Consider the following 22,368-nt stretch of genomic DNA (forward strand, 5'->3'; position numbering starts at 1 on the left):
GAACCACCATGAATTCCTCTGCTACCAGTCGCCGCGCAGGACTGGCGATCCTTGGCCTGCTGTCGCTGGCCGACAGCTCGATGCTGCTGCTCACCGACGGCACCACCCCGCCATACTCCGTTGCCGCTCTGGCGACAGCGCTCGGCTTGGTCAGCCTCGTTCTCGTTCTCCGCGCCTTCCAGGACGGGAACCGCCCAATCCGCCTCCTCGTGGGCCTCCGGGTGCTCTCCGCAGTCACCGCCCTGCCTGCGTTCCTCGTTGACGACGTGCCCGCGGTCGCGCAGGCCGCAGCCGCCGCCACGGTGGTCCTGACTGTTGTCGGCATCCTGCTGGTCGGTCGCAGCGACACCCGCGTGGTGACGTCATGAGCGCCCGCACCTCGTACGTCGCCACGGCACCTGCCCGCCGCTCGTCCCCGGTCTTCAGCACCTGGGCGACAGCGCTGCTCCTGCCACTCGGACCGGCGGCCGTGGCCGTTTTGCGCCTCGTACTCCCTTACTACACAGCGGGATCGCCCGAGGAGACGGTCGCCGAGGTCGGCCGCCACCCCGGCGCACAGTCCGCGGTCCTGTGGCTCGGGCTCGTCGCCGTGCTCACCCTGGTGCCAGGCGTGATCGCAGCGGCCGGCATCTGTCGTGCCGCCGCACCTCGACTCACCTCCTGGGCGCTGGCCCTGGCAGTTCCCGGCTACCTCGCGCTCGCGGTCATGCTGGGTGCGGACCAGCTCCTCTGGAGCGCGCACCAGGCCGGTCTGTCGGCCTCTCAGTCTGCAGCGCTGTTCTCAGCCGCACATCCGACGGTGGGCATCGCGACGGGCATCTTCGTTGTCGGCCACGTCGTCGGAACCGTGCTGCTCGGCATCGCACTCGTCCGGTCGGGACGCGTCCCCGCCTGGGCCGGCTGGGCGACCGCGGTCTCGCAGCCCCTGCACTTCGTGGCCACGGTCTTTCTCGGGAGCCCCCAGGTCGACTTCGTCGGCTGGTCCCTCACCGCTGTGGGGATGGCGATGGTCGCGCGGGAGCTGCTGCGTTCCGACTCGTCGACGGAGCCCGTGACGCCTCGTCCCTGACGAGGTATGCCGGGTGCTCGCCAGCAGGCGTGCCCGCCACCAGGCGTGTCGTCACTGCGTCACGCCTGCGTGGCGGGCCGTGTCCTGGCGGGTCGTGCCCTGGCGTACTCGGGCATGACCCGGGCCACCTCAGTGGGAATGGGGGCGTAGGGAGTGCTTGCCCCGAGTACCTTCCCTACCAACGTCCCTCACCGCCGAGGCGGCCGAGAGTGCGAACAGTCCGACGAAGCCCACAGCCATCACCCACGTCAGCGGGCGGGCGGTGAAGAACTCGTGCCTTGCTCGCACGGCGGCCACCGCGATCAGGGCGAACATCACCAGCTGCACCTGCCGCATCAGCCGCACCGCCTCCCAGCGGTGATCAGCCAGCACCACCAGCCCGGCCGCACCGAGGCAGAACGTCGCACCCACCACACGGCAGGTCAGCGGGGTGAGCGGCCACGGCCAGACCCGGAACACCCGGGCGGGGGCAACGAACATGGCCACACCGGAGAGGACCGCCAGCCCACCCGCGCCAGCCAGGAACCGACGCGCAACGCGCCCGAGGCGAGGTTCGTCGGGAGCCGGCCGACCGGCATACCTCTGGTTGGTGAGCCAGGCTGCGACCACGAGGAAGGGAGCGGTGAAGTAGAGGCCGGCCCACAGCCAGAAGGTGACCTTGCCGTGGGCGAACTTGTCCCAGTGCAGGACGGTGGCGACCCCGAGCAGCGTCGCGAACAGGGCGACTGAGACGAAGCCCGCGCGCACCGCCGCCCAGCGCCGTTCGACGAGGAGCACGCGGAGGAAGAAGAAGCAGCCGCCGAGGTAGGCGGACGCCAGGAGCATCGAGGTCATCTGCGACTGGATCGGCCACGCCCACAGCCGGGCCGTCTCGCCGGGGAAGCCGTAGAGCAGGACGAACGCCACGAGCAGGAAGGGCGCGATGAATGCCGAGAGGGCGCGGGTGGTGGCGAGCACCCGGTCGTCGCGCTCGAGGATCGGCGCGCTCATGCCGGGATCCGGGACACCGCATCGAGCAGGGCCGAGTAGGAGGCCACCAGCGCGCGCCGCTCGGCGGCCAGTCGCGGGTCGGTGAGCTCGCAACCGCCGGCCACCCACGCGTCCGACAGGTCCATCGCCTCGGCCCGCCAGCGAGCGGCTTCGTGCATCGTCTCCGGGGGCGCCGAGTAGACGTAGGAGTAGAGGTCGACCAGGGCGCGCTCGAGCTCGCCGCGGGTGGCCACGTCGTCGCGCTGGTGCGCCCGGTGCAGCCGCCACCACTCGACCTCCAGCTCCGACGCCCGGTGCGGGTCGAAGCTCAGGTCCGAGTGCCCGAGGACCAGCCGGTAGAACCGCATCATCGAGGCCCGCGCGGCGTCAGGATCGTTGTCGGGCACCGGAGCCCACGCCTTGTTGGCACGCAGCACGTGCCAAGCCCCGATGAAGGTCAGCCGCGGCCCCAGGCCGAAGCCCTGGTCGATCATCCCGACGAAGGCCCGCAGCGCCGGACCCCACTCGCGCCGGTAGTAGCTCGCCCACGCCAACGTCTCGAGGTGCCCGAGCGCGACGGGGTCGAACTCACGAGGACTGTGGCGACTCAAACTGTGTCGACGAACCACGCCGCACCTTGCTTTCCGGCCGGTGGCGTCCGTCGCAGCAACAGACAACTGTCGGCCCCGAGCGCTGGCAACCGCCAGCCCTGAGCTCGATACTAGAACGCGCAGGCCCACTCGGTCAGGGGGTTCGGATGCCCACTCTCGACATCGCGAAAGTCGTTGCGGCCATGGATGTCCGGCTCGTCCGGATGCCTCCCGAAAGGACCGCCCAGCGAGTGTTCCTCGAGACCTACCGACGGACCACGCTGGCCGTCGGGAAGGCCATCGAGGATGCGCAGTTCGAGGACCCGGAGTGGGTCGAGCGGTGGGACGTGGTGTTCGCCGACCTCTACCTGGCGGCGCTCGACCTCGACCTCGCGGGCAGTCCCGACGTGCCGCGACCGTGGCGGCTGGCCTTCTCTGCGCCCGAGTCCCTGCCTGCGCTGCGGCACGTCCTGCTGGGCATCAACGCGCACATCAACTACGACCTGCCGCAGGCCCTACTGGCAGTGATCAGCGACGAGGAGTTCGCGGACCCCGTGGTGATGGCGCGACGTGCGCGCGACCACGAACGGATCGACGGCGTGCTGTCCGGCCGCGTCGCCGCCGAGGACGACGAGCTGGGCGTGGTGTCCACGCGGACGGTCGTCGATCGGGTGCTGCAACCGCTGAATCGCTTGAGCTCCAAGCGATTCCTGCGCGAGGCGCGACAGAACGTCTGGCACAACACCGTCGAGCTCCAGCAGGCGCGCGTCGCCGGCAAGCAGGTGTATGCCGCGCGGCTGGCTGATCTCGAAGTGCTCAGCGCCGCCCGCATCGCCGACCTGCTGGCGCCGGGTCAGGTGCTGCTGCGACTGGCGGTAGCCGGGTTCGGGGTCACTCTCCCCCCGCCGGCCACGGGCAGTGTGGCCCAAGAAGCTCAGTGACCCTGGAAGTTCAGTGGAGCCCGAGGGCGCTGTGACGGCTGTGGGCTCGATGGACTGGAACCTTCATGGTCAGAACGAGAGCATCCCGCTTACCAAGGCCTGCCACGTCACGGGACCGACGATGCCGTCCACCACGACTGACGGGATGTCTGCGTGGAGGGCCTGCTGGAAGCCACGGACCGCCGCCTCGGTCTTCGGGCCGAAGACGCCGTCGATCGCGATTCCCTTGCCGGGATCGCCGGACAGGTTGCGGAACTGGAACTCCTCCTGCACACCGCGTACCGCGTCCCCGGTGGAACCTCGCCGCACGGTCACGATGAGGGCTCCCCATGTCTGGGGGCCGACGATGCCGTCGACGTTCAGGTGTTTGGCCTGCTGGAAGGAGCGGACTGCCTGGTCCGTCAGCGGACCGAAGATGCCGTCGACCGACACCGGGTAGCCCGCCTCCCGCAAGAGGTCCTGCAGGGTTTGGACGGGATGGTTGCGATCTCCCTGGCGAACGAGCGGCCACGGACTCACACCTGACATGGCTCTCCTCCCCAACACACGGCGTTACGCTTGTTCCACCATCCTCCGTAGGCAAACAACGGTCAATGAGCCAAATGAGCCCTCTATTCGGCTGGCCCTTGGGTTTAGGAATCGGTCAGCGGTGGCTGAGCTCGAAGGGCTCAGCGCCGCTCGCCTTGCTGACCTGGTGACGCTGGGCCAGGTGCTGCTGCGGCTGGCGGAGATCGAGTTCGGCGTAGCCCCCGGCTGCCGGTAGGCGAGGCGAGGGTGAATAGCGGCAGACCCCGCCAATCGTCCAGGGAACGGCGGGGCCTGTCCCGGCCCGCGAGAGGCCGGCCGACGAGCTGTGATTCGAGTCTTAGGCGAGGCCGCCTTAGAGGACGGCGTCAGCAGCGTGAGTTGCCTGCGCCTTCGTGAACTGATCTCCGGCAGAAGAGGAGAGCTGCTGGATGAGCCCCGAGCGCGACATCGGCATCATTTCCATGTAGTTCTTGGCAGCCTCCACTGCCTCAGCGTTCCAATCGACCTTGACGTGATTCGCGGCGTACGTCGCGTCGGCCTTGGAGTATCCGTCACCCGCAGGGGACGACAACTGCCGGATTAGACCGGCCTTGGACATGCCCATCAACTCGAGGTAGTTCTCCGCTGCGCGCATGGCATTGCGCTGACCGGACGTCAAGGTCGGCGCCTTGGGTGCCGCCGGCTTGGGAGCAGGCTTGGGAACCGCTGCTGCAGCCTTGGTCGTCGGGGCCGGCGAGACGGTCGCGGCAGCAGGTTCGGCGGCCTTGACGGCCGATGTCGTCGGGCTTGATGCGGACACCGGCTGGGTAGGCTCATCGCCGCCGCCTCCAAGGGCGGTAGCGAAGATGGCCAGAGCGACGATCCCCGCCGGGATCAGCACGCGCTTCCTGACGTACCACGAGCGAGCGGGCTTCTGTGCCGAGGCCATCGGAAGGGCTGCCTCAGTGGCCCCCGGAGCGAAGTGCTCCGTCCACTGCTGGCCATCCCAATACCGCTGCTGACCATCGTTCTGCGGGTACCAGCCCGCTGGCGTGCTCATCTCGTTGTTCCTCCAAGACTTGTCGGCCGTCAGTTGCGGATGCGGCCGTCTGAATGCCCGAATTGCGGGCGTTGTACAGAATCACGTAGGCGAACTTCGTGCGGTAGGGACCATTTGTCCCCAGGTCGCAGCGTTCGGCCATTGCTGGGTCAGCTGAACAGATGAGGCACGCAGAGCCGAACACCGGGGAGAGGCACTGGCCGCCTGGCCTGCGGCGCGTCGCGGCGACACGCCGTGGGCGCATCGTCCGAACGGACCTGTTTCCGGGATGAATACGACACGGGGCCACTGCGACTGCGACTCTTCACTGTCGTCACACCAGTCCCCTGTCTCCCACTATCCCCCCGGACAAAACGTGCGCCTGCTGCCTGCCTCCCTCGCTGCCCTGGTCATCACCCCCTTCTTCGTGGCCCTCCCCACGGTGTCGTTCGCCTCGACGGACACGCCCCATCCGGTGGCCCCGCACGTCCAGTCCACCGCGGTCCGCGGCGTCGACTCGACGGCGAAAGCGCAGCTCTGGGACCGTCGCGTCCTTCGTCCCGGACACGCTCTGAGCACCCTCACGCCGGTCCAGGAGCGAGCCCGGTTCACCGTGGCGGGAGTCTCGTGGGCTCGCACCACAGGGCTGTCCAGCAGTGACGTCATCGTCCAGATTCGCGTGCGTGAGGACTCCGGGTGGTCAAGCTGGGAGACGCCCGGGGTTACCGACGAGGGCCCGCAGAGCGGGACCGACGAGTCAGCCACTGCCCGCCTCGGGACGAACCCCCTTGTCACCGACGGCGCCACGGCGATCCAGGTCCGGGTGGACACCACGAACGGCCAGCCCCTCCCCGATGTCCGGGTCACGACGATCAACCCCGGCACGTCGTCCGCCGATGACGACGTTGTGGCCAAGTCCCCCGCCGCCTCAGCCTCTGCCGCGGCCACGATGCCCACGATCATCACGCGCAAGCAGTGGGGTGCCGACGAGTCGCTGCGTGGGTCGACGACCTACAACACGACCGTCAAGGCGATCACGATCCACCACACCGCAAGCTCGAACGACTACACCGCGGCCACGGCTGCCGCGCAGATCCGCGGCATCTACGCCTACGACACCAAGGGTCTCGGCTGGTCGGACATCGCCTACAACTTCCTGGTCGACAAGTTCGGTCAGATCTACGAGGGCCGGGCCGGCTCGATCACCCAGGCGGTGCGCGGAGCCCACGCGATGGGCTTCAACACCAACACGATGGGCATCGCAGCGCTGGGCAACTACCAGACCGTGAGTCCTCCCGCAGTCATGGTCGACTCGATCGCCAAGGTCGCGGGTTGGAAGCTCTCCCAGTACGGCGTCGACCCGTCCGCCACGACGAAGCTGACCTCCGCAGGCGGGACCGGCACCAAGTACGCCGCCGGCGTCGTCGCCACCCTGCAGACGATCAACGCGCACCAGAACACGTCCTACACGCTGTGCCCCGGCCAGTACCTCTTCCCGCTGATGGCCACCATTCGCAGCAAGGCAACGCTGTACGCGAAGACCTCGGTGACCACGCCCCCGCCGCCAGTCACAACGGCCAAGCTGTTCTCGGCCTACGGCAGCCTCACCCTCGCCACCGGCTCGACCGGATGGGCGGTCCGCGACCTGCAGCTCGAGCTCAACCGCCGTGGCTTCGCCGCAGGGACGGCTGATGGTGCGTTCGGCGCGACGTCGCTCGGTGCGGTGCAGCGCTTCCAGAAGGCCGCAGTGCTCACGGTCACCGGCAAGATCGCGTCCAACGACTGGCGCGCACTGTCCGGGCTCAGCTACACCAAGACCGGCGCTCCCCCGCCGCCGCCACCGCCCGCGAAACCCGTGCCGACCAAGGCGATTGCCGGTTTCAACGCCGACGGACGCGGCGACGTCATCGGCCGCACCGCGCCCGGCGACCTCTACCTCTACCCCGGCAAGGTCGGGGGCATCGGGGCCGCGGTGCGGATCAGCGGCGGCTGGAACGCCTTCCGCCAGGTCGTCTCCCCCGGCGACCTCTCCGGCGACCGGATCGCCGACGTCCTCGCCATCACCTCCACCGGCTCGGCCTACTTGTACAAGGGCAACGGCAAGGGCGGCCTGCTCGCCGGCCGCACCCTCCTGTCGAGCGCCTGGAAGTCCTACACCGACGTCCTCACGCCCGGCGACTGGACCGGCGACGGCAAGCCAGACCTGTTGGCGCGCAAGGCCAACGGCGAGCTGTGGCTCGTCGCTGGCAACGGCAAGAGCGGGTTCACCGGCACCTGGCGGCGAATCGGCACCGGCTGGCAGATGTTCAGCCAGATGATCACGCCGGGCGACGTCACCGGCGACGGTCGCGTCGACCTTCTCGGCCGCACGCCCGCCGGCAAGCTCTACCTGTACAAGGGCACCGGAGTGGCCACAGCCACCGCGACCGGATACAAGCCCGGGACGCTGGTCTCGTCCGGTTGGCAGGGCTACAACACAGTGATCTCGACCGGCGACCTCACTGGCGACGGCAAGGCCGACCTCATCGGCCGCACGACGGCCAACGTCGACTACGTGTATGCCGGGACCGGCAAGGGCACGTTCGCGGCACCCAAGAAGTTCACCGCCCCCTGGGGCGCAACGACCCGCATCACCGGAGTCCGCTAACGCAGCAGTGCGAGGTATGCCGCGTGGTTGCCAGGCCGGCTGCCTCGCCGCATGATCGCGAGCCCAGGCATTTCGGGATTGACCGGACATTGCTGTGCCTCCCTGGCAAGCTGCCCACGTGACGGGGAATGACGACAGCATGTTGGAGGGCTTGTACGAGAGCCTGATCACGCGCGGACTCGAGTCCCGCCTGACCGGAACCCACGGACAGGAAGTCGATCGCTCAAAGATCGATGAGGCCGATGAGCCCGAGGTCCTAGCTCGGCACGTTCGGGCCGTTGCCTTGCGGGCTTTTCGGGAGGAGCGAAACAGCGAACGTCGTCTGGCCCTGGTCAACGAGATCGTCGAACATCTTGGCGCAAACGAGGATCTGTTGCAGGGCGGCCTTCGCCACCTGATGGCGGTCAGTCGAAATGCCTCGCCCGGCATTTCTGCCCGGGCCTTCGTGGATCGTCCATCCACTCCCCTATCCGACGCCGCCCTGCTGACAAACGCGCACGGCGAGCCTGGGATGGGTCACGAAGTCCGGGCCGAGCTAGCCAGTGCCGACCGCGTCGACGTCATCATGGCGTTCGTCAAGTGGTACGGCCTAAGGCTGTTCGACGATCGACTCAAGTCTCTGCATGACCGCGGCGTGCCTCTCCGCATCATCACCACGACCTACATGGGCGCGACAGAGCGGGCCGCGCTCGACCGTCTCGTGCGTGACTTCGGCGCGGAGGTGAAGGTCCAGTACGACGACCAACGGACACGTCTCCACGCCAAGGCCTGGCTGTTTCGGCGCAACACCGGCTTCGACACCGCTTACGTCGGTAGCAGCAATCTGTCACGTGCAGCCATGCTCGACGGCGTGGAGTGGAACGTTCGCCTCTCCTCCATCGCCACCCCGTCCTTGCTCCAGAAGTTCAGTGCCACGTTCGACAGCTACTGGAACGACAACACGTTCGAGACCTACGACCCGGATACCGATCGTGACCGCTTGGACGACGCGCTGGCGGAGGCCGCCGGCCACAAGTCCCATGATCGCGTAACGCTCACTCTGTCTGGTCTGGAGGTTCGGCCTTACCCATACCAGCAGGAGATGCTCGACCAGCTCGAGGTCGAGCGCGTCGTTCACGGGCGTCATCGCAACCTAGTGGTGGCCGCAACGGGGACCGGCAAGACCGTCGTTGCGGCTCTTGACTATCGGCGTCTCGCCGAGGTTGCGCCGACGCTCCCCCGGTTGCTCTTCGTTGCGCACAGACGGGAGATTCTCCAGCAGTCCATGCGCACCTACCGCGAGGTGCTTAACAACCCGAACTTCGGCGAGTTGTACGTCGGCGGCGCGCGCCCGGAGCGCTGGGAACACGTCTTTGCGTCTGTTCAGTCGCTGACGTCCAACGACATCCACAACATTCCACCGGGCTCGTTCCAGGTCGTGGTGGTCGACGAGTTCCATCACGCCCAGGCGACGACCTACCGCCGCATCCTCAACCACCTCAACCCGCGCGAGCTCCTGGGCTTGACCGCGACCCCAGAGCGCGGGGACGGGCTGGACGTCCGGTCCTTCTTCGATGGCCGAGTCGCGGCTGAGCTGCGGCTGTGGGATGCGCTGAAAGCCGACCTTCTGACGCCGTTCCACTACTTCGCAGTCGCGGATGGCGTGGACCTCACGCGAGTCGACTGGAAGGCGGGTGCCTATGACCCATCGGAGCTCTCCAACCTCTTTACCGGCAACGACGCCCGCGCCCGCGTCGTTCTCAAGACCGTGCAGGACAAGGTCTCCGATCTGTCGTCGATGAAAGCTCTGGGGTTCTGTGTCTCCCGAGCCCACGCCCACTACATGACCGAGGTATTCAACAACGCGGGGATCCAGGCGGCGACCGTCCTGGGCGATACCTCGATGGACGATCGCGATGGCGCCATCGCCAATCTGCGGAACGGAACGGTCCAGGTCGTCTTCACGGTGGATGTATTCAACGAGGGTGTGGACATCCCGGCGATCAACACAGTGCTCTTCCTCCGACCGACCGAAAGCTCAACGGTCTTTCTCCAACAGCTCGGGCGGGGACTACGTCGCGCGAAGGACAAGGCAGTGCTCACGGCGCTCGACTTCGTAGGCCATCACCGCAAGGAGTTCAGGTTCGACCAGCGCTTCCGTGCGATGACCGGCAGCACCAGAGGGCAGCTTGTGCGCGACATCGAGCACGGCTTCCCCTTCCTGCCCGCAGGCACGGAGATTGTGCTTGACCGGCAGAGCCAGGAACTGGTTCTGGAGAACGTCCGCAGCCAGGTGGCTAAGCGCTGGACCACGATCACCTCTGAGCTGCGCGCTCACCCGACGGACGACTTGAGCACCTTCCTCGCAGAGTCGGGCGTTGAGTTGCCAGACGTCGTCCGAGGCGACAGGTCGTGGGCCAGGCTGCGCCGGGAAGCTGGGCTTTCGGTTGCGGAAGGCGGCGACCTAGAGATGGCGCTGCTCAAACGCGTCCGCGCCCTTGCCCATGTCGACGACCCGGACCGGGCGGCGGCTTACCTGCAGTGGTTAGCCGACGACGCGCCCACGTACGGAGACGCGGATCCGGCTCTCCAGGCGTTTGGGCGCATGCTGTTCTTCTCCCTGTGGCCCGACGGCGGTGGCTTCGATTCATATGCCGCTGGGCTGGCCGCGTTGCGCTCGGAACCCGCCGCGCGGGAAGACCTGCGCGAGGTCATTGCGCTCGGCCTAGCCGGTGCAGAGCGTGTCAGCACGCGACCTGGCGGAGAGCTCGGGCTACGACCCCTTCGGGTGCATGCGCGTTACACCCGAGAGGAACTTGTCGCTGCCCTGGACTACGTGGCCGTTGACGGTCGCAAGCCCAACAGCTTCCGCGAGGGGGTGCTGTTTGCGCCAGCAGCCAACGCGGACGCCTTCCTCGTGACGCTGCACAAGTCTGAAGCGGACTACTCACCCACGACTATGTACCAGGACTACGCAATCAATCCCGAACTCTTCCACTGGGAGTCGCAGTCGGGCACAACCGTCGCGTCGAAGACTGGTCAGCGCTACCTCAGCCACAGGGAGCAGGGCAGCCACGTGCTGTTGTTCACCCGACCGCAGAAGGTGACTGACTTCGGGTCAGGCGCTCCATATCTCTTCCTCGGGGAGGCCGACTACGTCGAGCATCGTGGCGAGCGCCCCATTGCCATCACCTGGCGCCTCCACACACCGATGCCCGCCGCCGACTTCGCAGCCGCCAGTGTTGTGGCCTGAGCACGCCTGCTACCTAGGCGTCCCACTCCGGCCCACTGTGACGCGCCTTTGGCTGACGGGGTCTGTCAGAATCCCACGAAAGTCGGCAGTCGAGGGCTTGCCCGCGGGCGTAACGTTTCTAGAGGGTCGCGGCAGCGATCTGCTGGGCCCGGAGGTAGGCGCACTGAGCGCGGAACTGAGGAGGTTGCGGAATGTTCGAACCACTAAGGGCGGTACCGACCATCGCGGTGTCAGACATCGAGAGGGCCAAGAAGTTCTACAGCGAGACCTTGGGATTGAAGGCCAAGGACGAGAGGGTCGACGGTATCCGGTATGAGGCGGGCGGAGGGACTTTGCTGCTCGTCTATACGTCCCAGTTCGCCGGAACTGCCAAGAGCACCTCCATGGGCTTCGACGTGGACGACCTCGACAAGGCCGTGGCGGAACTGCGCGAGCGTGGGGTGGTCTTCGAGGAGTATGACCTGCCTGGGTTGAAGACGATGAACGGCATCGCAGAGATCGAGGGCCTCAAGGGCGCCTGGTTCAAGGACCCCGACGGCAACATTCTGTCGATCGGTCAGGAGATCTGACATCGGTCCGCGCACGGTGCGAGGCAGCTGCAGGTCGGGGAGTTGTCTTCTGCACCCGTGACGGTTTGTCTCGTGGACCCGTCCTCTGGCTGATGCTTGACGGTCGACGTCCGCCTCTCGAATGGAGCACGCGGACGTCGCGGGGTGGGCCGAGGCAGCGGTGCCACGCCAGATCCTCTGCGACGACTGGGTTACTAGTTGATCACTCAGGGGCAGTATCCGGCACACGCGGGCACGCACGTCGGAAGGGCCTCCGACGGCGTTCCGCTGGTCAGAGGCCCTTCCGATGGTGGGCGATCCTGGGTTTGAATCAGTGCTCCGACACCGACTGGCGCCGCGGCCAAGGACCCGAGGTGGCCGGCCCGATCGGTGCCATCCTGCTCCTGCGCACCGGCCGGACAGCCGCTCTAGAACAACTCGCCGGCGAGGGGGCGGACGCCCTTCGGTTCACCGAGACCCGAACCGCGTAGATGGACGGCACCGACGCTCACGCATGGCAAGGGTCGGACTTCTCCCCTGGACACCGGCCCGTCATGCCGATCAACTCGCGTCCTATTGCCTAAGGGCTACAGATCTGCTCATCACAGAAGGCGCATGCTCCAATCAACGACGGTGGGCCCGGAGCGAAGATCGCTCCAGGCCCACCTTCGTTGATTGGCTAGATCAGCTGTCGAGTTGTGTCGAGCGACGGGCCGAGTTGCGCTGCGACACTCGTTATCGTTTTATCATTGCGTTATCGTTATCACATGAGCACTCGCCCACCCAGCAACCGGGCGGTCGCCCAACTCGCGGAGGACGTCGGCCGAGCGCTCTTGCGTTTCGCGGACACGCTACGCGAAGACGCAGCCGTGCCCACGACGACCCGCCGGCCGGAGGGACGGGCGCGTGGCCAGTTGCAGGAGCGCGTACTCGGGTTGAAGAACCTGACAAGCGAGCACGGACTGGCTGCAAGCGAAGTGGCGCAGCAGCTGGCCGTTCCGCAGTCGAACGCGACTCGCGCCCTAAACACGCTCGCCGAGCGCGGCGATCTTGTCGTCGTGCCGGGTGAGCGACCATCAAGATGGCGCGCGACCGGGCCGTAGGTGCTCGTGCATGACCACCCGCGACCGGTCGCCGGACATGTCGACCGTGCTGTGCGGCTGCATGACCTGCCGGTGGTGGTGGTGGAGCGAGTAGCAACGCGTCCCTCTGGCGCGCCTTCTGCACTCCGGCTCGGCAGCCGCCAGGAGCTGCCCACCGACCCGCGTCACGCACGGCCGCGCTGGAGACGCGCCCTAGCACGCTGAGCAGCGTACGGCGCCCGCCTTTACAGACGTGACCCGCAGGGTTCCCACGGCCAGTGCTGCTGCGGGTAACCGCCCACCGATCTCGAACCCCGTTACTACGTTCATCGGGTCCCGGCACCGCCTGGGCGGTCGCAATTCCACGTCTCGGCCCGTTGCCGATTCGTCGCTGGACGGATGGGACCCGGCGGCGCAACACTTGGGGACCAATGGGTGAGGGGTCGGGAGCACCGGGAGGCGTCGATTACCCAGAGTAAAGGTGGGGACAGTCCAGCGGCTGCCTCCGTGTCGGGCCTCCGGAAACCGCCATCGGATGCTGGCGCGCAGCCGCAGAGTCCTGAATCGGCTCGGACCCTCGTCGGGCGACCTGGCGAGCTGGAAACGCTGTGGAGCTTCCTCGCCGACGCCGCGAACAGAGCTGGGTCCCTGCTGATCTCGGGCGAACCCGGGGTCGGCAAGACCGCCCTGCTCGGGGCCGCCGCGGCGCGCGCCGAGGACCTGGGTTACCAAGTGGTGCGCGCCGGCGGCGCCGAGTTCGAGGTCGACGTCAGCTTCGCCACCCTCAACCAGATCCTGGGTCCGTTCTTGGGGATGATGCCGCAGCTCGAGCCGGAGCACTGGGAGGCCCTTGGCGCGGTGATCTCGTTGGGAGGTGGCCGCGTCACCGACCCGCCGCGGGTCGCTACCGCCACCCTCGCGTTGCTCCGGCAGGCGGCCGCGAATAGACCTCTCTTGCTGGTGGTCGACGACCTCCCGTGGCTGGACAAGGCCAGCGCCCGCGTGCTGGCGTTCGTGGGCAGGCGTGTGACAGGCAGCCCGATCGCGTTCGTTGGTGCCGCGCGCACCGGTGAGGCAGGCTTTTTCGAGGAAGGTGACTTCCCGCGTCTCATGGTGCCCCCGCTGCAGGATGCTGCGGCTGATGCTTTGCTCCAACGGACCTTTCCCGCGCTTCCCGGCCGAGTGCGTCAGCGAATCCTCGACGAAGCTCGTGGTAACCCGCTGGCGCTGCTGGAACTGCCGGCGGCTTTGGGCGACCTGCGGCAACCTCACTCGTACACGCACCCGGACGTGTTGCCGGTCACCGAGCGTCTCCAAGCCGTGTTCGCCGCACGTGTCGCTTCGCTGCCTCCCGAGTCCTCAGAGCTCCTTCTGCTCGCGGCCCTCGAGGGAATCGGCGACCTGCGAGTCCTCACCGAAGCGGACTCGCAGCAAGAGGGCCAGGACAGCCTGGAGGCGCTGGGGCCGGCCGAACGCGCTCGCCTGGTGTTCGTCGACCCGACGACCCGGCGCCTGCAGTTCCGACATCCCCTGACCAGGTCCGCGGTCGTGGGACTAGCCACTGACGGTGAGCGGCGCCGTGCTCACACCATCTTGGCGAGCCGCTTGGCGGACAACCCTGAGCGGCGGGCCTGGCACTTGGCTGCGGCCGCTCTTGGAGCTGACGAGATGGTTGCCGCGCTCCTTGAGGAGGTCGCCCAGCAGGCGGCCGACCGAGGGGACCCGGTCGGAGCGGTGGCGGCCTTCGTCCGAGCCGCCGACCTGAGCCCGGCGCGCACCAACAAGTTCAGGCGCATGGCCCGTGCTGCCTACCTTGGGGCGAACGTCACCGGCGACCTGGGGATGGCGCCGCAGCTTCTGGACGAGAGCGCTCTTGAGCAAGACCCCGATGCGTCCTTGATGATGACCCTGGCGGCGGCGGCCCAGCTCCTCAATCAGGACGGGGCCTTGGATACCACCTACCGGTTGTTGGTCAACGCCATCGACATGCACATCGGCCCATTCCGCGCGGACGACGTCATCCTCGGTGAAGTGCTGCACACGCTGCTGTTGGTCTGCTACTTCGGTGGACGTCCCGAGCTGTGGGAACCGTTCGACATTGCGATGGCGCGCCTGGACCCCGAACCACCTCTGGACCTGCGTTTGGTCAGCGGCACGCTGCGAGACCCCGCACGGACTGCGGAGTCGGTGCTGGACGACCTCGACACGGCAATCGCCAAGCTGAACCAGCAGCAGGACCCAGCCCACATCCGGCGCGTCGGTATCGCCGCCGTGTTCGTCGACCGGGTGGGAGGCTGCCGCCAGGCGTTGTGGCGGGTCGTTGAGGACGGCCGCGCCGGAGGGGCCATCACCTCCTCCATCGACGCGCTGTTCCTGCTCGGCAACGACGACTACCTGGTCGGCGCCTGGGACGAGGTGGACGAGGTCACCTCCGAAGGACTGCGCCTGTGCGAGGAGCTCGGCTACCGGATGCTGGAGTGGCCCGGACGGTTCCTGCGGGCCTTGGTGGCGGCCGCACGCGGAGACGACGCGACGGTTCAGTCGATGACCGAGCGCATGGCGGCGTGGGCGTTCCCGCGCCGCGTGGGCTCCGTTCAGGGCTACCTCGCCCAAGTCGCCTGCCAGGTCGCCCTGGCGCGCGGGGACTACGACGCCGCGTACCGGCACGCCTGCAGTGTCAGCCCCGCCGGGGAACTGGCGTCGCACTCGACCCTTCCACTCTGGCTGATCCTCGACTTGACCGAGGCCGCGGTCCGGTCCGGCCGCTCAGCCGAAGCTGCTGCTCACGTCGCTGCCGTCAACCAGGCCGGGGTGCGGCGGCTGTCGCCGCGCTTGAACCTCGTGACGCTCGGAGCCGCCGCCTTGGCAGCACCCGTGCAGGAAGCCACGGTCCGGTTCGATACGGCATTGGCTGCGCCTGACGCGCAGCTGTTCCCGTTCGAGCTGGCCCGCATCCAACTGGCCTACGGCGAGCATCTGCGACGCACCGCTCACGCCTCCGCAGCCAGAACCCAGCTCACTCAGGCCAAGGACATCTTCGACCGGCTGCGGGCGCGGCCATGGGCCGACCGGGCAGCGCGAGAGCTCAGGGCCACCGGCAAGGCCCAACTCCCTCCACAGGGAACACCTCCCCTTGCGCAGGGCGTTTCCGCGACCACTTTGACCCCACAGCAGCGGCAGGTCGCGGAGCTGGCGGCGTCCGGACTGACCAACAAGCAGATCGGGGAGCGCCTGTTTCTGTCGCCGCGCACGGTGGCGACCCACCTGTACGAGATCTTCCCAAGGCTTGGCATCACCTCCAGGGCCGCTCTGCGTGACGCCCTCGCCTCCGACGACGCGGTCACTAAGGACGGGGACGGGCGGTCGTGACGACCCTTCTGCGTCCAGCGAACTGAAGCTGCCCAAGCCGGTGGGTACCGGTGGTCCATGCCCGATGAGCGCAGACGAGCCGCGTAGTCGGTTGAGCCGCGGCTGCCTGACCAGTTGACTGACCGGCCCCAAGCCCAGTCATCTGACGCACGCGGCGTCACGCCGATTGCTCCTAGCGTCGAGGAACCCTCATCCCCCTCACCAGGAGACCATCATGAGCACCAAGAGCCCGACCATCGCGCTGGTCCACGGAGGTTTCGTGGACGGTTCCGGCTGGCAAGCCGTCCACGACCTGCTGCGCACTGATGGTTACAACGTTGCCGTCGTCCAGAACCCGACCCTGTCGCTGGAGGGCGACGTGGCCGCCACTCACCACGTGCTCGACGACTACGACGGTCCCGTCGTACTGGTCGGCCACTCCTACGGTGGTGCGGTCATCACCGAGGCCGGCACCCATCCGCAGGTGGAGGCACTGGTCTACGTCACGGCGTTTGCCCCGGACCAGGGCGAGTCCGTCCAGACCCTTATCGCCGACCCGCCGCCCGGCGCGCCGGTGCCGCCGATCCTGCCGCCCCGCAACGGCTTCCTCGCACTGGATAGGGAGAAGTTCGCTGACTCCTTCGCCGGGGACTTGAAGCCGGACCAGGCGACGTTCATGGCCAACTCTCAGGTGCCCTGGGGTCTTGAGGCCCTCGGTGGGGTGGTCAGCACCGCGGCGTGGCGGTCCAAGCCGAGCTGGTACCTGGTCGCGACCGACGACCGGATGATTCCGCCGCCCGCCCAGCGCGCAATGGCCGAGCGCGCCGGCGCCCAGGTCGTCGAGGTGCCCGGCAGCCACTCGGTCTACCTTTCGCAGCCCCAGGCCGTCGTCGACCTCATCCGCACCGCAGCCGAGTCCCTCACCCGCGCCTGACCCCCGGACCACCCCAGGCCACAACGGACAGGCGTACAAAACGCGCTGCCCAACCGGACGCGGACACAAGTCGGCCCGCCCGTCAGAGGCCCCCGCTGCGAGCCCGCCTCTCATCCTGCGACGCACGGCGCCGCCAACCAGCTCAACAAAGTCCAACGAAATCAGGAGATCACCATGGGTACCAACGATGTTTCCCGCCGCCAGGCGTTGGTGGCGGGCGCGGCTTTGGCCGGGTCCGCTGCACTGACCGCCACCGCCTTCGGTGCCGGACCCGCCGCCGCTGCCACTGCTCACAGCTCCAGCGGGACAAGGGTCAAGCCGACCATCGTGTTGGTGCACGGTGGCTACGCCGACTCCTCCTGCTGGAACAACGTCATCGCCCAACTGCAGGGCGCGGGCTACACGGCCATCTGCGGGTCGAACCCGCTGCGGGGCATCCCCACCGACGCCCCGTACATCGGAAGCCTGCTGGACTCCATCGCAGGGCCGGTCGTGCTCGTGGGGCACTCCATGGGTGGCACGGTCATCACCAACGCCGCCGCCGGCAAGGCCAACGTCAAGGCGCTGGTGTACATCGCCGCGTTCGTGCCCGACGTGGGCGAGACCCAAGGTGAGCTCATCACGAAGTTCCCCGGCAGCGAAGTGGGACCGGTCAGCGTTCCCGTGCCCTACACCAAGGCTGACGGGACCACCGGAATCGACCTGTACCTGGGCAAGAACGGGCAGGCCGCGTTCGCTGCGGACATCTCCACGTCGGCGTTCCAGGTGCTGCAGGCCACCCAACGGCCGTTCGACGCCGACTCCTTCATCTTCCCGACCACCGCCGCCGCGTGGAAGACCATCCCCACCTGGGCCCTGGTCGCCGGCCGTGACAAGGCCATCCCACCGGCGACCGAGCGGTTCATGTACACCCGGGCGAACGCACGCAAGGTCGTCGAGCTGCCAACGTCGTCCCACGTCGCCATGCTCAGCCACCCCAGGGCCGTCGCCGACCTCATCCAGGACGCCGCCAAGGCAACCAGCTGAGCAGCCGCCCGGCGCCACTTCACCGCACAGCCCCGGCCCGCCCAGCACGGGCCGGGGCACCGTGCACCCACCGCGCCTGCTCGTGCTAGCCCCAGCGCCGCAACCGCCCGCCTTGCCTGTACGTCGCACCTGAGCGGTGCCCGGCTGTCGCGAGGTCCACTAGCGTCGCGCCATGCAGGTGACCTTGGCCCCGCACCGGGCGCGCCAGCAGCACCCGGACCGGGTAGCGACGTGTTCGGCTCGCGCCGCCGCACGTACGCCGATTGCTACGACCGAGCGGGCCGGGCAGCCGCAGCGCTCACGGTGCTCGGCGTCCAGACCTGCGACCACGTGGGAATCCTGGCGCTGAACTGCGACCGGGGTACTACGAGGCACTGTTCGACATCCGGTGGCTGGCGCTGTGGTCGCCCCGTTCCTATCTCGGGCGCGGGCAAGCTGCTGAAACGCACCCCGCGCGAGCCGTACTCGTGAGGAACCTCAAGACGTCTGACCCCGCTCGGCCGACCTGCGCCCATCAACTCCCGCCAGCCAGCCAGAGCTGCCTTCGCTCAGCAGCGACCTCAGCACCACCGCAAGCACCGCCAGAACACTCGATGCCACGGCGCCGCGGACCAACCACTGCACCTGCGGGTCCCCGACGTGCGCCCGCCTGGACTGACCGTGAACGATGGCCATGAAAGCGAGTATGCGCACCGTTTCCGGCCGGCCGAAAGGCCCACCGACAACGGTGCCGGTGCTCAGCGCTGGTGGGCGGGTTTGGGTAGATGCCGGGGGCGGGGCGAGAGCAGGTGCGCCATCACGTCTGCGCGTGTCACCAGCACACTGACCTGCTCACAGGCCGTGTTCGATGAGGTGCCGCGAAGGCTGACCGCGGCGAGGTCGGTGCCGTGGTCCAGGAGCTTCGCGAGAGTTCTCGCCTTCGCCTTGTTCACGTACGCGGCCACCGCGGCACCGTCTGCGTCGGCTGTGATGGCGACCGCGAACGGGTCGTGCGAGTTGTTCGGTTCACGCTTGAGCTGGACTGCGGTGCCCGGGGAGAAGTTACCGCGTCGGCAGGCCGTCTTGTGGTAACTCTCGCCGCGCAGGTTGGACACGTAGATGCCAGCCGGGGCGAGCCGGCGGTCAGTTGGCCCCATGAGCAGACCCGTCGCGTCCTCGCACAGACGCAGGACATGTTCACCGCCGGAGTGGTAGCGGATGAGGTGCAGCAGCGGCATGCCCCCGTCAGGGTCCACGAAACGGTCCCGGTTCCCGTCCACCGGCACGTACCAGCGGTCCTGCCCCGTGAGTGGCACGGACCGCGTAGCCGTAGCGACCACGGTGTCCTGCGCATTGGCCACCGGCTCGGACGCTCGCCCGCCAAACAAGTCTCCCCACCCCATGACTCGAACGTACCCAGCGGCGGGGGTCAGGTCAGACGAATGGGAAATGTGGGGCAATCCGGCAGCAGCCTGTGTGTCCCGACGCGTCGCTGCTCAATGTTGCTACGACTTGTTGCAACATTTGCCTTGGCCGATGCACAGCGTCGGCTGCGGCTCCTCCGGTTGCGAAACCGGTAGCCGAAATCGGGGCATTCCACCGCGCGCGATGCCTGGGACGTGGCAGGGTCGGAGGGGTCCACCGGGCAGCACGGCTTCCCGCTGGCACCCGGACACTGGAGGGGGTCTGTTGATCAACACCGACGGCTGGAAGTACAACACGCCGCCAAACTGGCCGGCGCCGCCGACCTCGGACTGGCGACCGGCCGACGGGTGGAAGCCGGACCCGTCCTGGCCGGCGCCCCCAGCTGGGTGGGACTTCTGGATCCGTGACGCGCCTGCGACGCCCTCCCAGCCGGCAGTTCCGACGGCCAGTCCTACGCCCACGCCCGCGGCGGCAGCAGCGCCCACAGTCGCGGGAGTGGATACGCGCACCCGCGCCGAGCGCCGGGCGGACGCGTCGCCTGCCCCGACCGTCGCTCCCCCGTCCCCGTCCCCAGCGGCGGTCGACACCTCAGTCGGCCTGTTCGGCGCGCGCGGCAAGGCCCGCGAGCTCGGCGCCGAGGTCGAACGACTGACCGCGACAAACGCCGAGCAGACCGCCACGTTGGAACGACTGACCGCGGCGAATGCTGAGCTCACCTCGCAGTTGCGGGACATGGGGGCCTTGGATGTGCTCGAGCTGGAGAAGCGGCGAGCCGACGCCACCTCGCAGATGGAGCAGGAACGCATCGCGCACCAGGCCGCGGCAGCCCAGGAGGTCGCCGCCCACCATGCGACGCTGGCCGAACTCCTGTCGCGCAAGGTCGGCCTGGAAGCGCAGATCGAGTCCATCCGGGAGGAGCTCGTGACCACCCGCGACGACCTCGTCCTGCAAGAGGTCGGCGTCTATCAGTACACGCACCCGTTGGATGACTCCGTCGCGTACAAGGCCGAGCTTGCCCGCATCACCGACCGGATCAAGGCGATGAACCGGGTCGGCGGCGGCGCTGTGCACGGCTCCACCCAGATCACCATGAACGGCAACCTGGGCCAAGGGCAGAAGATGGTCAAGGAGTTCTCCAAGCTCCTGCTGCGCGCCTACAACAACGAGGCCGACAACATCGTCCGCGGGATGCGCCCCTACAAGCTCGACTCCGGCAAGGACCGCCTCACCAAGGCCAAGGGCACCATCGAGCGCCTCGGCAAGGGCATGGACATCGTCATCGACCCCAGCTACCACCGGTTGCGCATCACCGAGATGGAGCTGACGGCGGACTACATCGACAAGCTCGCCGGTGAGAAGGAACGTGAGAAGGAGGAGCGCGCCCGGCTGCGTGAGGAGCGGGCCGCCCAAGCCGAGTTCGCCCGGCAGCGCGAGAAGCTCGAGCGCGAACGCACCCACTACCTCAACGCGCTGGCCTCCCTCGAGGCCAGCGGCGACATCGAAGCCGCGGAACGCCTGCGGGCCGAGCTCGGCGAGATCGACAAGGCCATCGAGGACGTCGACTACCGAGCCGCGAACATCCGCGCCGGGTACGTGTACGTCATCTCCAACCTAGGCGCGTTCGGCGAACGGATGGTCAAGGTCGGCATGACCCGCCGCCAGGACCCCATGGACCGCATCAAAGAGCTGTCGGACGCCTCGGTCCCATTCAACTTCGACGTGCACGCCATCCACTTCTCCAACGACGCCGTCGGAGTCGAAGCGGAGATGCACCGGCGCCTGGCCGACCGGCGCGTCAACCGGGTCAACCTGCGCCGCGAGTTCTTCTACGCCACCCCGGCCGAGGTGCGCGACCTGCTAGCCGACGTGGCGGGTGACCTGCTCGAGTACACCGACTCCGCTGAGGCGTTCGAGTACCACCAGTCCGTCAACGACGCGGAGGCCCCGGCACTGACGGCTCCGCCGGCCGAGCCCTCCGAGCCGGTCTCGTCGAGTACGACCGTATAGCGTTTTTCGGCAAATCAAGCAGCGTATAGCGTGAGTTCTCGACCCGCTTCGCAGCCGCGTCTCAGGGCGCTGACCTGCGCAAACTACACTCTGGGACTTTTGTTCACGACACTTTGAGCCGATTCCACGCGACACTCTGGGCGCTACGACGAGGCGGTGCGCGACCGTCGGCCGGGCGCGCAGCCGGCCTCATCCAGACGCCGCGAAGGCGACCTCCTAACCGGCATCTCTCAGCCCGGCGCACAGGCGCTGCCACGCGTTGCGGCGACGGCACGCTGCTGGGTATGGAGGAACTCTCGGCACGCCAGCGCGACATCCTCGACTTCGAGGCGGGCACGTTCGCCGGCGCCGGATCCAAGGAGCAGGCCATCCGCACCCGGTTCGGGGTGGGCGCCACCAACTACTACCAGCAGCTCAACGCCTTGCTGGACAGCGAAGCGGCGCTGGCCCACGACCCTTTGCTGGTGAACCGCTTGCGACGTCTGCGCGCCCGGAATCAGCGCAGTCGCACCCCCCGCCGCAACGACTTCACCGAGCCCACGGCGGCCCCTGGTTCTCCCGGCCCGAGCCACGGCGGGCCCTGACGGCTGTGACCGGGCAGGCCGAGGGCTGCCTACTGCCTCAGGGGTACCAGGGCGACCTTCAGCTCGAGGACGTTCGCGACGCGAACCAGCACCTGGAAGTCGACCCAGCCGCTGCCCGCCTCCAGACGCGTGACGGTGGTGCGGCTGACCTTGGCCTCGTCGGCAAGCTTTTCCTGCGACCAGAACCGGGCGGCGCGTTCGACTCGCACTGCGGTGGCTACTTCGGCCGCGGTCTGAATCGCGAGCAGCGTCGCTGGGTCCTTCGCGGCCGGGAAGGGACCCTCGGGCCAGTTCGCCGCCGGACCGTAGGTCGCGGGCCCGGGACGGCGCCGATTCGATGAGGACACGTCCGGACGGTATGCACCCCAAACGTCCGACTTTCCCTGCAACGCACCACATGCTGCCTGCCTGCAACCGAATGCGTCCCGCCTACGACCGAAT

The 22,368-nt window shown here is 67.9% G+C and carries 18 protein-coding genes; 12 read left to right on the forward strand and 6 right to left on the reverse strand.

What is annotated here, in order from left to right:
- Positions 1 to 8 precede the first annotated feature (8 nt).
- Positions 9 to 368, forward strand: coding sequence for a hypothetical protein (locus EAH86_RS19175; RefSeq protein WP_140743774.1), 360 nt, complete (start codon positions 9 to 11; stop codon positions 366 to 368).
- Positions 365 to 1,069, forward strand: a complete 705-nt coding sequence (locus tag EAH86_RS19180; protein WP_140743776.1) for a DUF4386 family protein — start codon at positions 365 to 367, stop codon at positions 1,067 to 1,069. Before EAH86_RS19175 ends, EAH86_RS19180 begins: the two co-directional genes overlap by 4 nt.
- 129 nt (positions 1,070 to 1,198) lie before the next feature.
- Here the strand turns inward: EAH86_RS19180 and EAH86_RS19185 are convergent, their stop codons facing one another.
- Both EAH86_RS19185 and EAH86_RS19190 read right to left on the reverse strand, forming a co-directional pair.
- On the reverse strand, positions 1,199 to 2,059 hold the full coding sequence (locus EAH86_RS19185; protein WP_140743778.1) for a hypothetical protein: 861 nt from the start codon (positions 2,057 to 2,059) through the stop codon (positions 1,199 to 1,201).
- Positions 2,056 to 2,649 carry a hypothetical protein gene (locus EAH86_RS19190; protein WP_140743780.1) on the reverse strand — a complete coding sequence of 198 codons (594 nt, stop codon included), beginning with the start codon at positions 2,647 to 2,649 and terminating at the stop codon, positions 2,056 to 2,058. Before EAH86_RS19190 ends, EAH86_RS19185 begins: the two co-directional genes overlap by 4 nt.
- A gap of 146 nt (positions 2,650 to 2,795) precedes the next feature.
- On the opposite strand from EAH86_RS19190, the gene EAH86_RS19195 reads away from it, so the two are divergent.
- Positions 2,796 to 3,569 (forward strand): DUF5995 family protein, encoded by a 774-nt coding sequence (locus EAH86_RS19195; protein ID WP_140743782.1) that lies wholly within the window; start codon positions 2,796 to 2,798, stop codon positions 3,567 to 3,569.
- A gap of 69 nt (positions 3,570 to 3,638) precedes the next feature.
- On the opposite strand, the gene EAH86_RS19200 is transcribed toward EAH86_RS19195, so the two are convergent.
- A complete protein-coding gene (locus EAH86_RS19200; protein ID WP_140743784.1) occupies positions 3,639 to 4,097 on the reverse strand; it encodes a peptidoglycan-binding domain-containing protein in 459 nt (152 codons plus the stop codon).
- A gap of 352 nt (positions 4,098 to 4,449) precedes the next feature.
- Positions 4,450 to 5,136 carry an Ltp family lipoprotein gene (locus EAH86_RS19205; RefSeq protein ID WP_140743786.1) on the reverse strand — a complete coding sequence of 229 codons (687 nt, stop codon included), beginning with the start codon at positions 5,134 to 5,136 and terminating at the stop codon, positions 4,450 to 4,452.
- Between the two features lie 355 nt (positions 5,137 to 5,491).
- Here EAH86_RS19205 and EAH86_RS19210 point away from each other — a divergent pair, with 355 nt between their 5' ends.
- From EAH86_RS19210 to EAH86_RS19240, 7 genes are all read left to right on the forward strand, one after another.
- Positions 5,492 to 7,762: an FG-GAP-like repeat-containing protein gene (locus EAH86_RS19210; RefSeq protein ID WP_161988715.1), complete on the forward strand. Its 2,271-nt coding sequence runs from the start codon at positions 5,492 to 5,494 to the stop codon at positions 7,760 to 7,762.
- A gap of 139 nt (positions 7,763 to 7,901) precedes the next feature.
- The gene (locus tag EAH86_RS19215) at positions 7,902 to 10,994 is read left to right on the forward strand and encodes a DUF3427 domain-containing protein (RefSeq protein ID WP_140743897.1); all 3,093 of its coding nucleotides are present in this window, start codon (positions 7,902 to 7,904) and stop codon (positions 10,992 to 10,994) included.
- Positions 10,995 to 11,185: 191 nt separating this feature from the next.
- Positions 11,186 to 11,563, forward strand: a complete 378-nt coding sequence (locus EAH86_RS19220; protein WP_140743790.1) for a VOC family protein — start codon at positions 11,186 to 11,188, stop codon at positions 11,561 to 11,563.
- Between the two features lie 746 nt (positions 11,564 to 12,309).
- The gene (locus EAH86_RS19225; RefSeq protein WP_140743792.1) at positions 12,310 to 12,645 is read left to right on the forward strand and encodes a helix-turn-helix domain-containing protein; all 336 of its coding nucleotides are present in this window, start codon (positions 12,310 to 12,312) and stop codon (positions 12,643 to 12,645) included.
- Positions 12,646 to 13,131: 486 nt separating this feature from the next.
- Positions 13,132 to 15,993, forward strand: a complete 2,862-nt coding sequence (locus EAH86_RS19230) for an ATP-binding protein (RefSeq protein ID WP_206665896.1) — start codon at positions 13,132 to 13,134, stop codon at positions 15,991 to 15,993.
- A 214-nt stretch (positions 15,994 to 16,207) separates the two neighbouring features.
- Entirely contained in the window at positions 16,208 to 16,906 is a 699-nt protein-coding gene (locus EAH86_RS19235) for an alpha/beta fold hydrolase (protein WP_140743796.1), read from the forward strand.
- A 174-nt stretch (positions 16,907 to 17,080) separates the two neighbouring features.
- On the forward strand, positions 17,081 to 17,932 hold the full coding sequence (locus tag EAH86_RS19240) for an alpha/beta fold hydrolase (RefSeq protein WP_140743797.1): 852 nt from the start codon (positions 17,081 to 17,083) through the stop codon (positions 17,930 to 17,932).
- Positions 17,933 to 18,669: 737 nt separating this feature from the next.
- Here EAH86_RS19240 and EAH86_RS19250 read toward each other — a convergent pair.
- Positions 18,670 to 19,314: an HIRAN domain-containing protein gene (locus tag EAH86_RS19250; protein ID WP_140743799.1), complete on the reverse strand. Its 645-nt coding sequence runs from the start codon at positions 19,312 to 19,314 to the stop codon at positions 18,670 to 18,672.
- Positions 19,315 to 19,831: 517 nt separating this feature from the next.
- Here EAH86_RS19250 and EAH86_RS19255 point away from each other — a divergent pair.
- Positions 19,832 to 21,343, forward strand: a complete 1,512-nt coding sequence (locus EAH86_RS19255; RefSeq protein WP_241668465.1) for a DUF4041 domain-containing protein — start codon at positions 19,832 to 19,834, stop codon at positions 21,341 to 21,343.
- Between the two features lie 284 nt (positions 21,344 to 21,627).
- Positions 21,628 to 21,927 carry a DUF3263 domain-containing protein gene (locus EAH86_RS19260; RefSeq protein WP_140743803.1) on the forward strand — a complete coding sequence of 100 codons (300 nt, stop codon included), beginning with the start codon at positions 21,628 to 21,630 and terminating at the stop codon, positions 21,925 to 21,927.
- 29 nt (positions 21,928 to 21,956) lie between these two features.
- Here EAH86_RS19260 and EAH86_RS20580 read toward each other — a convergent pair whose 3' ends face one another.
- On the reverse strand, positions 21,957 to 22,274 hold the full coding sequence (locus EAH86_RS20580) for a helix-turn-helix transcriptional regulator (RefSeq protein WP_194150795.1): 318 nt from the start codon (positions 22,272 to 22,274) through the stop codon (positions 21,957 to 21,959).
- Positions 22,275 to 22,368: the final 94 nt, after the last annotated feature.

The organism is Pedococcus bigeumensis (assembly GCF_006438965.1).
Classification (GTDB): domain Bacteria; phylum Actinomycetota; class Actinomycetes; order Actinomycetales; family Dermatophilaceae; genus Pedococcus; species Pedococcus bigeumensis_A.

Excerpts from the sequence above, each read along its gene's own strand:
- EAH86_RS19195 (WP_140743782.1), top strand. The coding sequence starts at position 2,796 with ATGCCCACTCTCGACATCGCGAAAGTCGTTGCGGCCATGGATGTCCGG.
- EAH86_RS19225 (WP_140743792.1), top strand. The coding sequence starts at position 12,310 with ATGAGCACTCGCCCACCCAGCAACCGGGCGGTCGCCCAACTCGCGGAG.
- EAH86_RS19250 (WP_140743799.1), bottom strand. The coding sequence starts at position 19,314 with ATGGGGTGGGGAGACTTGTTTGGCGGGCGAGCGTCCGAGCCGGTGGCC.
- EAH86_RS19200 (WP_140743784.1), bottom strand. The coding sequence starts at position 4,097 with ATGTCAGGTGTGAGTCCGTGGCCGCTCGTTCGCCAGGGAGATCGCAAC.
- EAH86_RS19220 (WP_140743790.1), top strand. The coding sequence starts at position 11,186 with ATGTTCGAACCACTAAGGGCGGTACCGACCATCGCGGTGTCAGACATC.
- EAH86_RS19260 (WP_140743803.1), top strand. The coding sequence starts at position 21,628 with ATGGAGGAACTCTCGGCACGCCAGCGCGACATCCTCGACTTCGAGGCG.
- EAH86_RS19185 (WP_140743778.1), bottom strand. The coding sequence starts at position 2,059 with ATGAGCGCGCCGATCCTCGAGCGCGACGACCGGGTGCTCGCCACCACC.
- EAH86_RS19205 (WP_140743786.1), bottom strand. The coding sequence starts at position 5,136 with ATGAGCACGCCAGCGGGCTGGTACCCGCAGAACGATGGTCAGCAGCGG.
- EAH86_RS19175 (WP_140743774.1), top strand. The coding sequence starts at position 9 with ATGAATTCCTCTGCTACCAGTCGCCGCGCAGGACTGGCGATCCTTGGC.
- EAH86_RS19215 (WP_140743897.1), top strand. The coding sequence starts at position 7,902 with ATGTTGGAGGGCTTGTACGAGAGCCTGATCACGCGCGGACTCGAGTCC.
- EAH86_RS19240 (WP_140743797.1), top strand. The coding sequence starts at position 17,081 with ATGGGTACCAACGATGTTTCCCGCCGCCAGGCGTTGGTGGCGGGCGCG.
- EAH86_RS19235 (WP_140743796.1), top strand. The coding sequence starts at position 16,208 with ATGAGCACCAAGAGCCCGACCATCGCGCTGGTCCACGGAGGTTTCGTG.
- EAH86_RS19180 (WP_140743776.1), top strand. The coding sequence starts at position 365 with ATGAGCGCCCGCACCTCGTACGTCGCCACGGCACCTGCCCGCCGCTCG.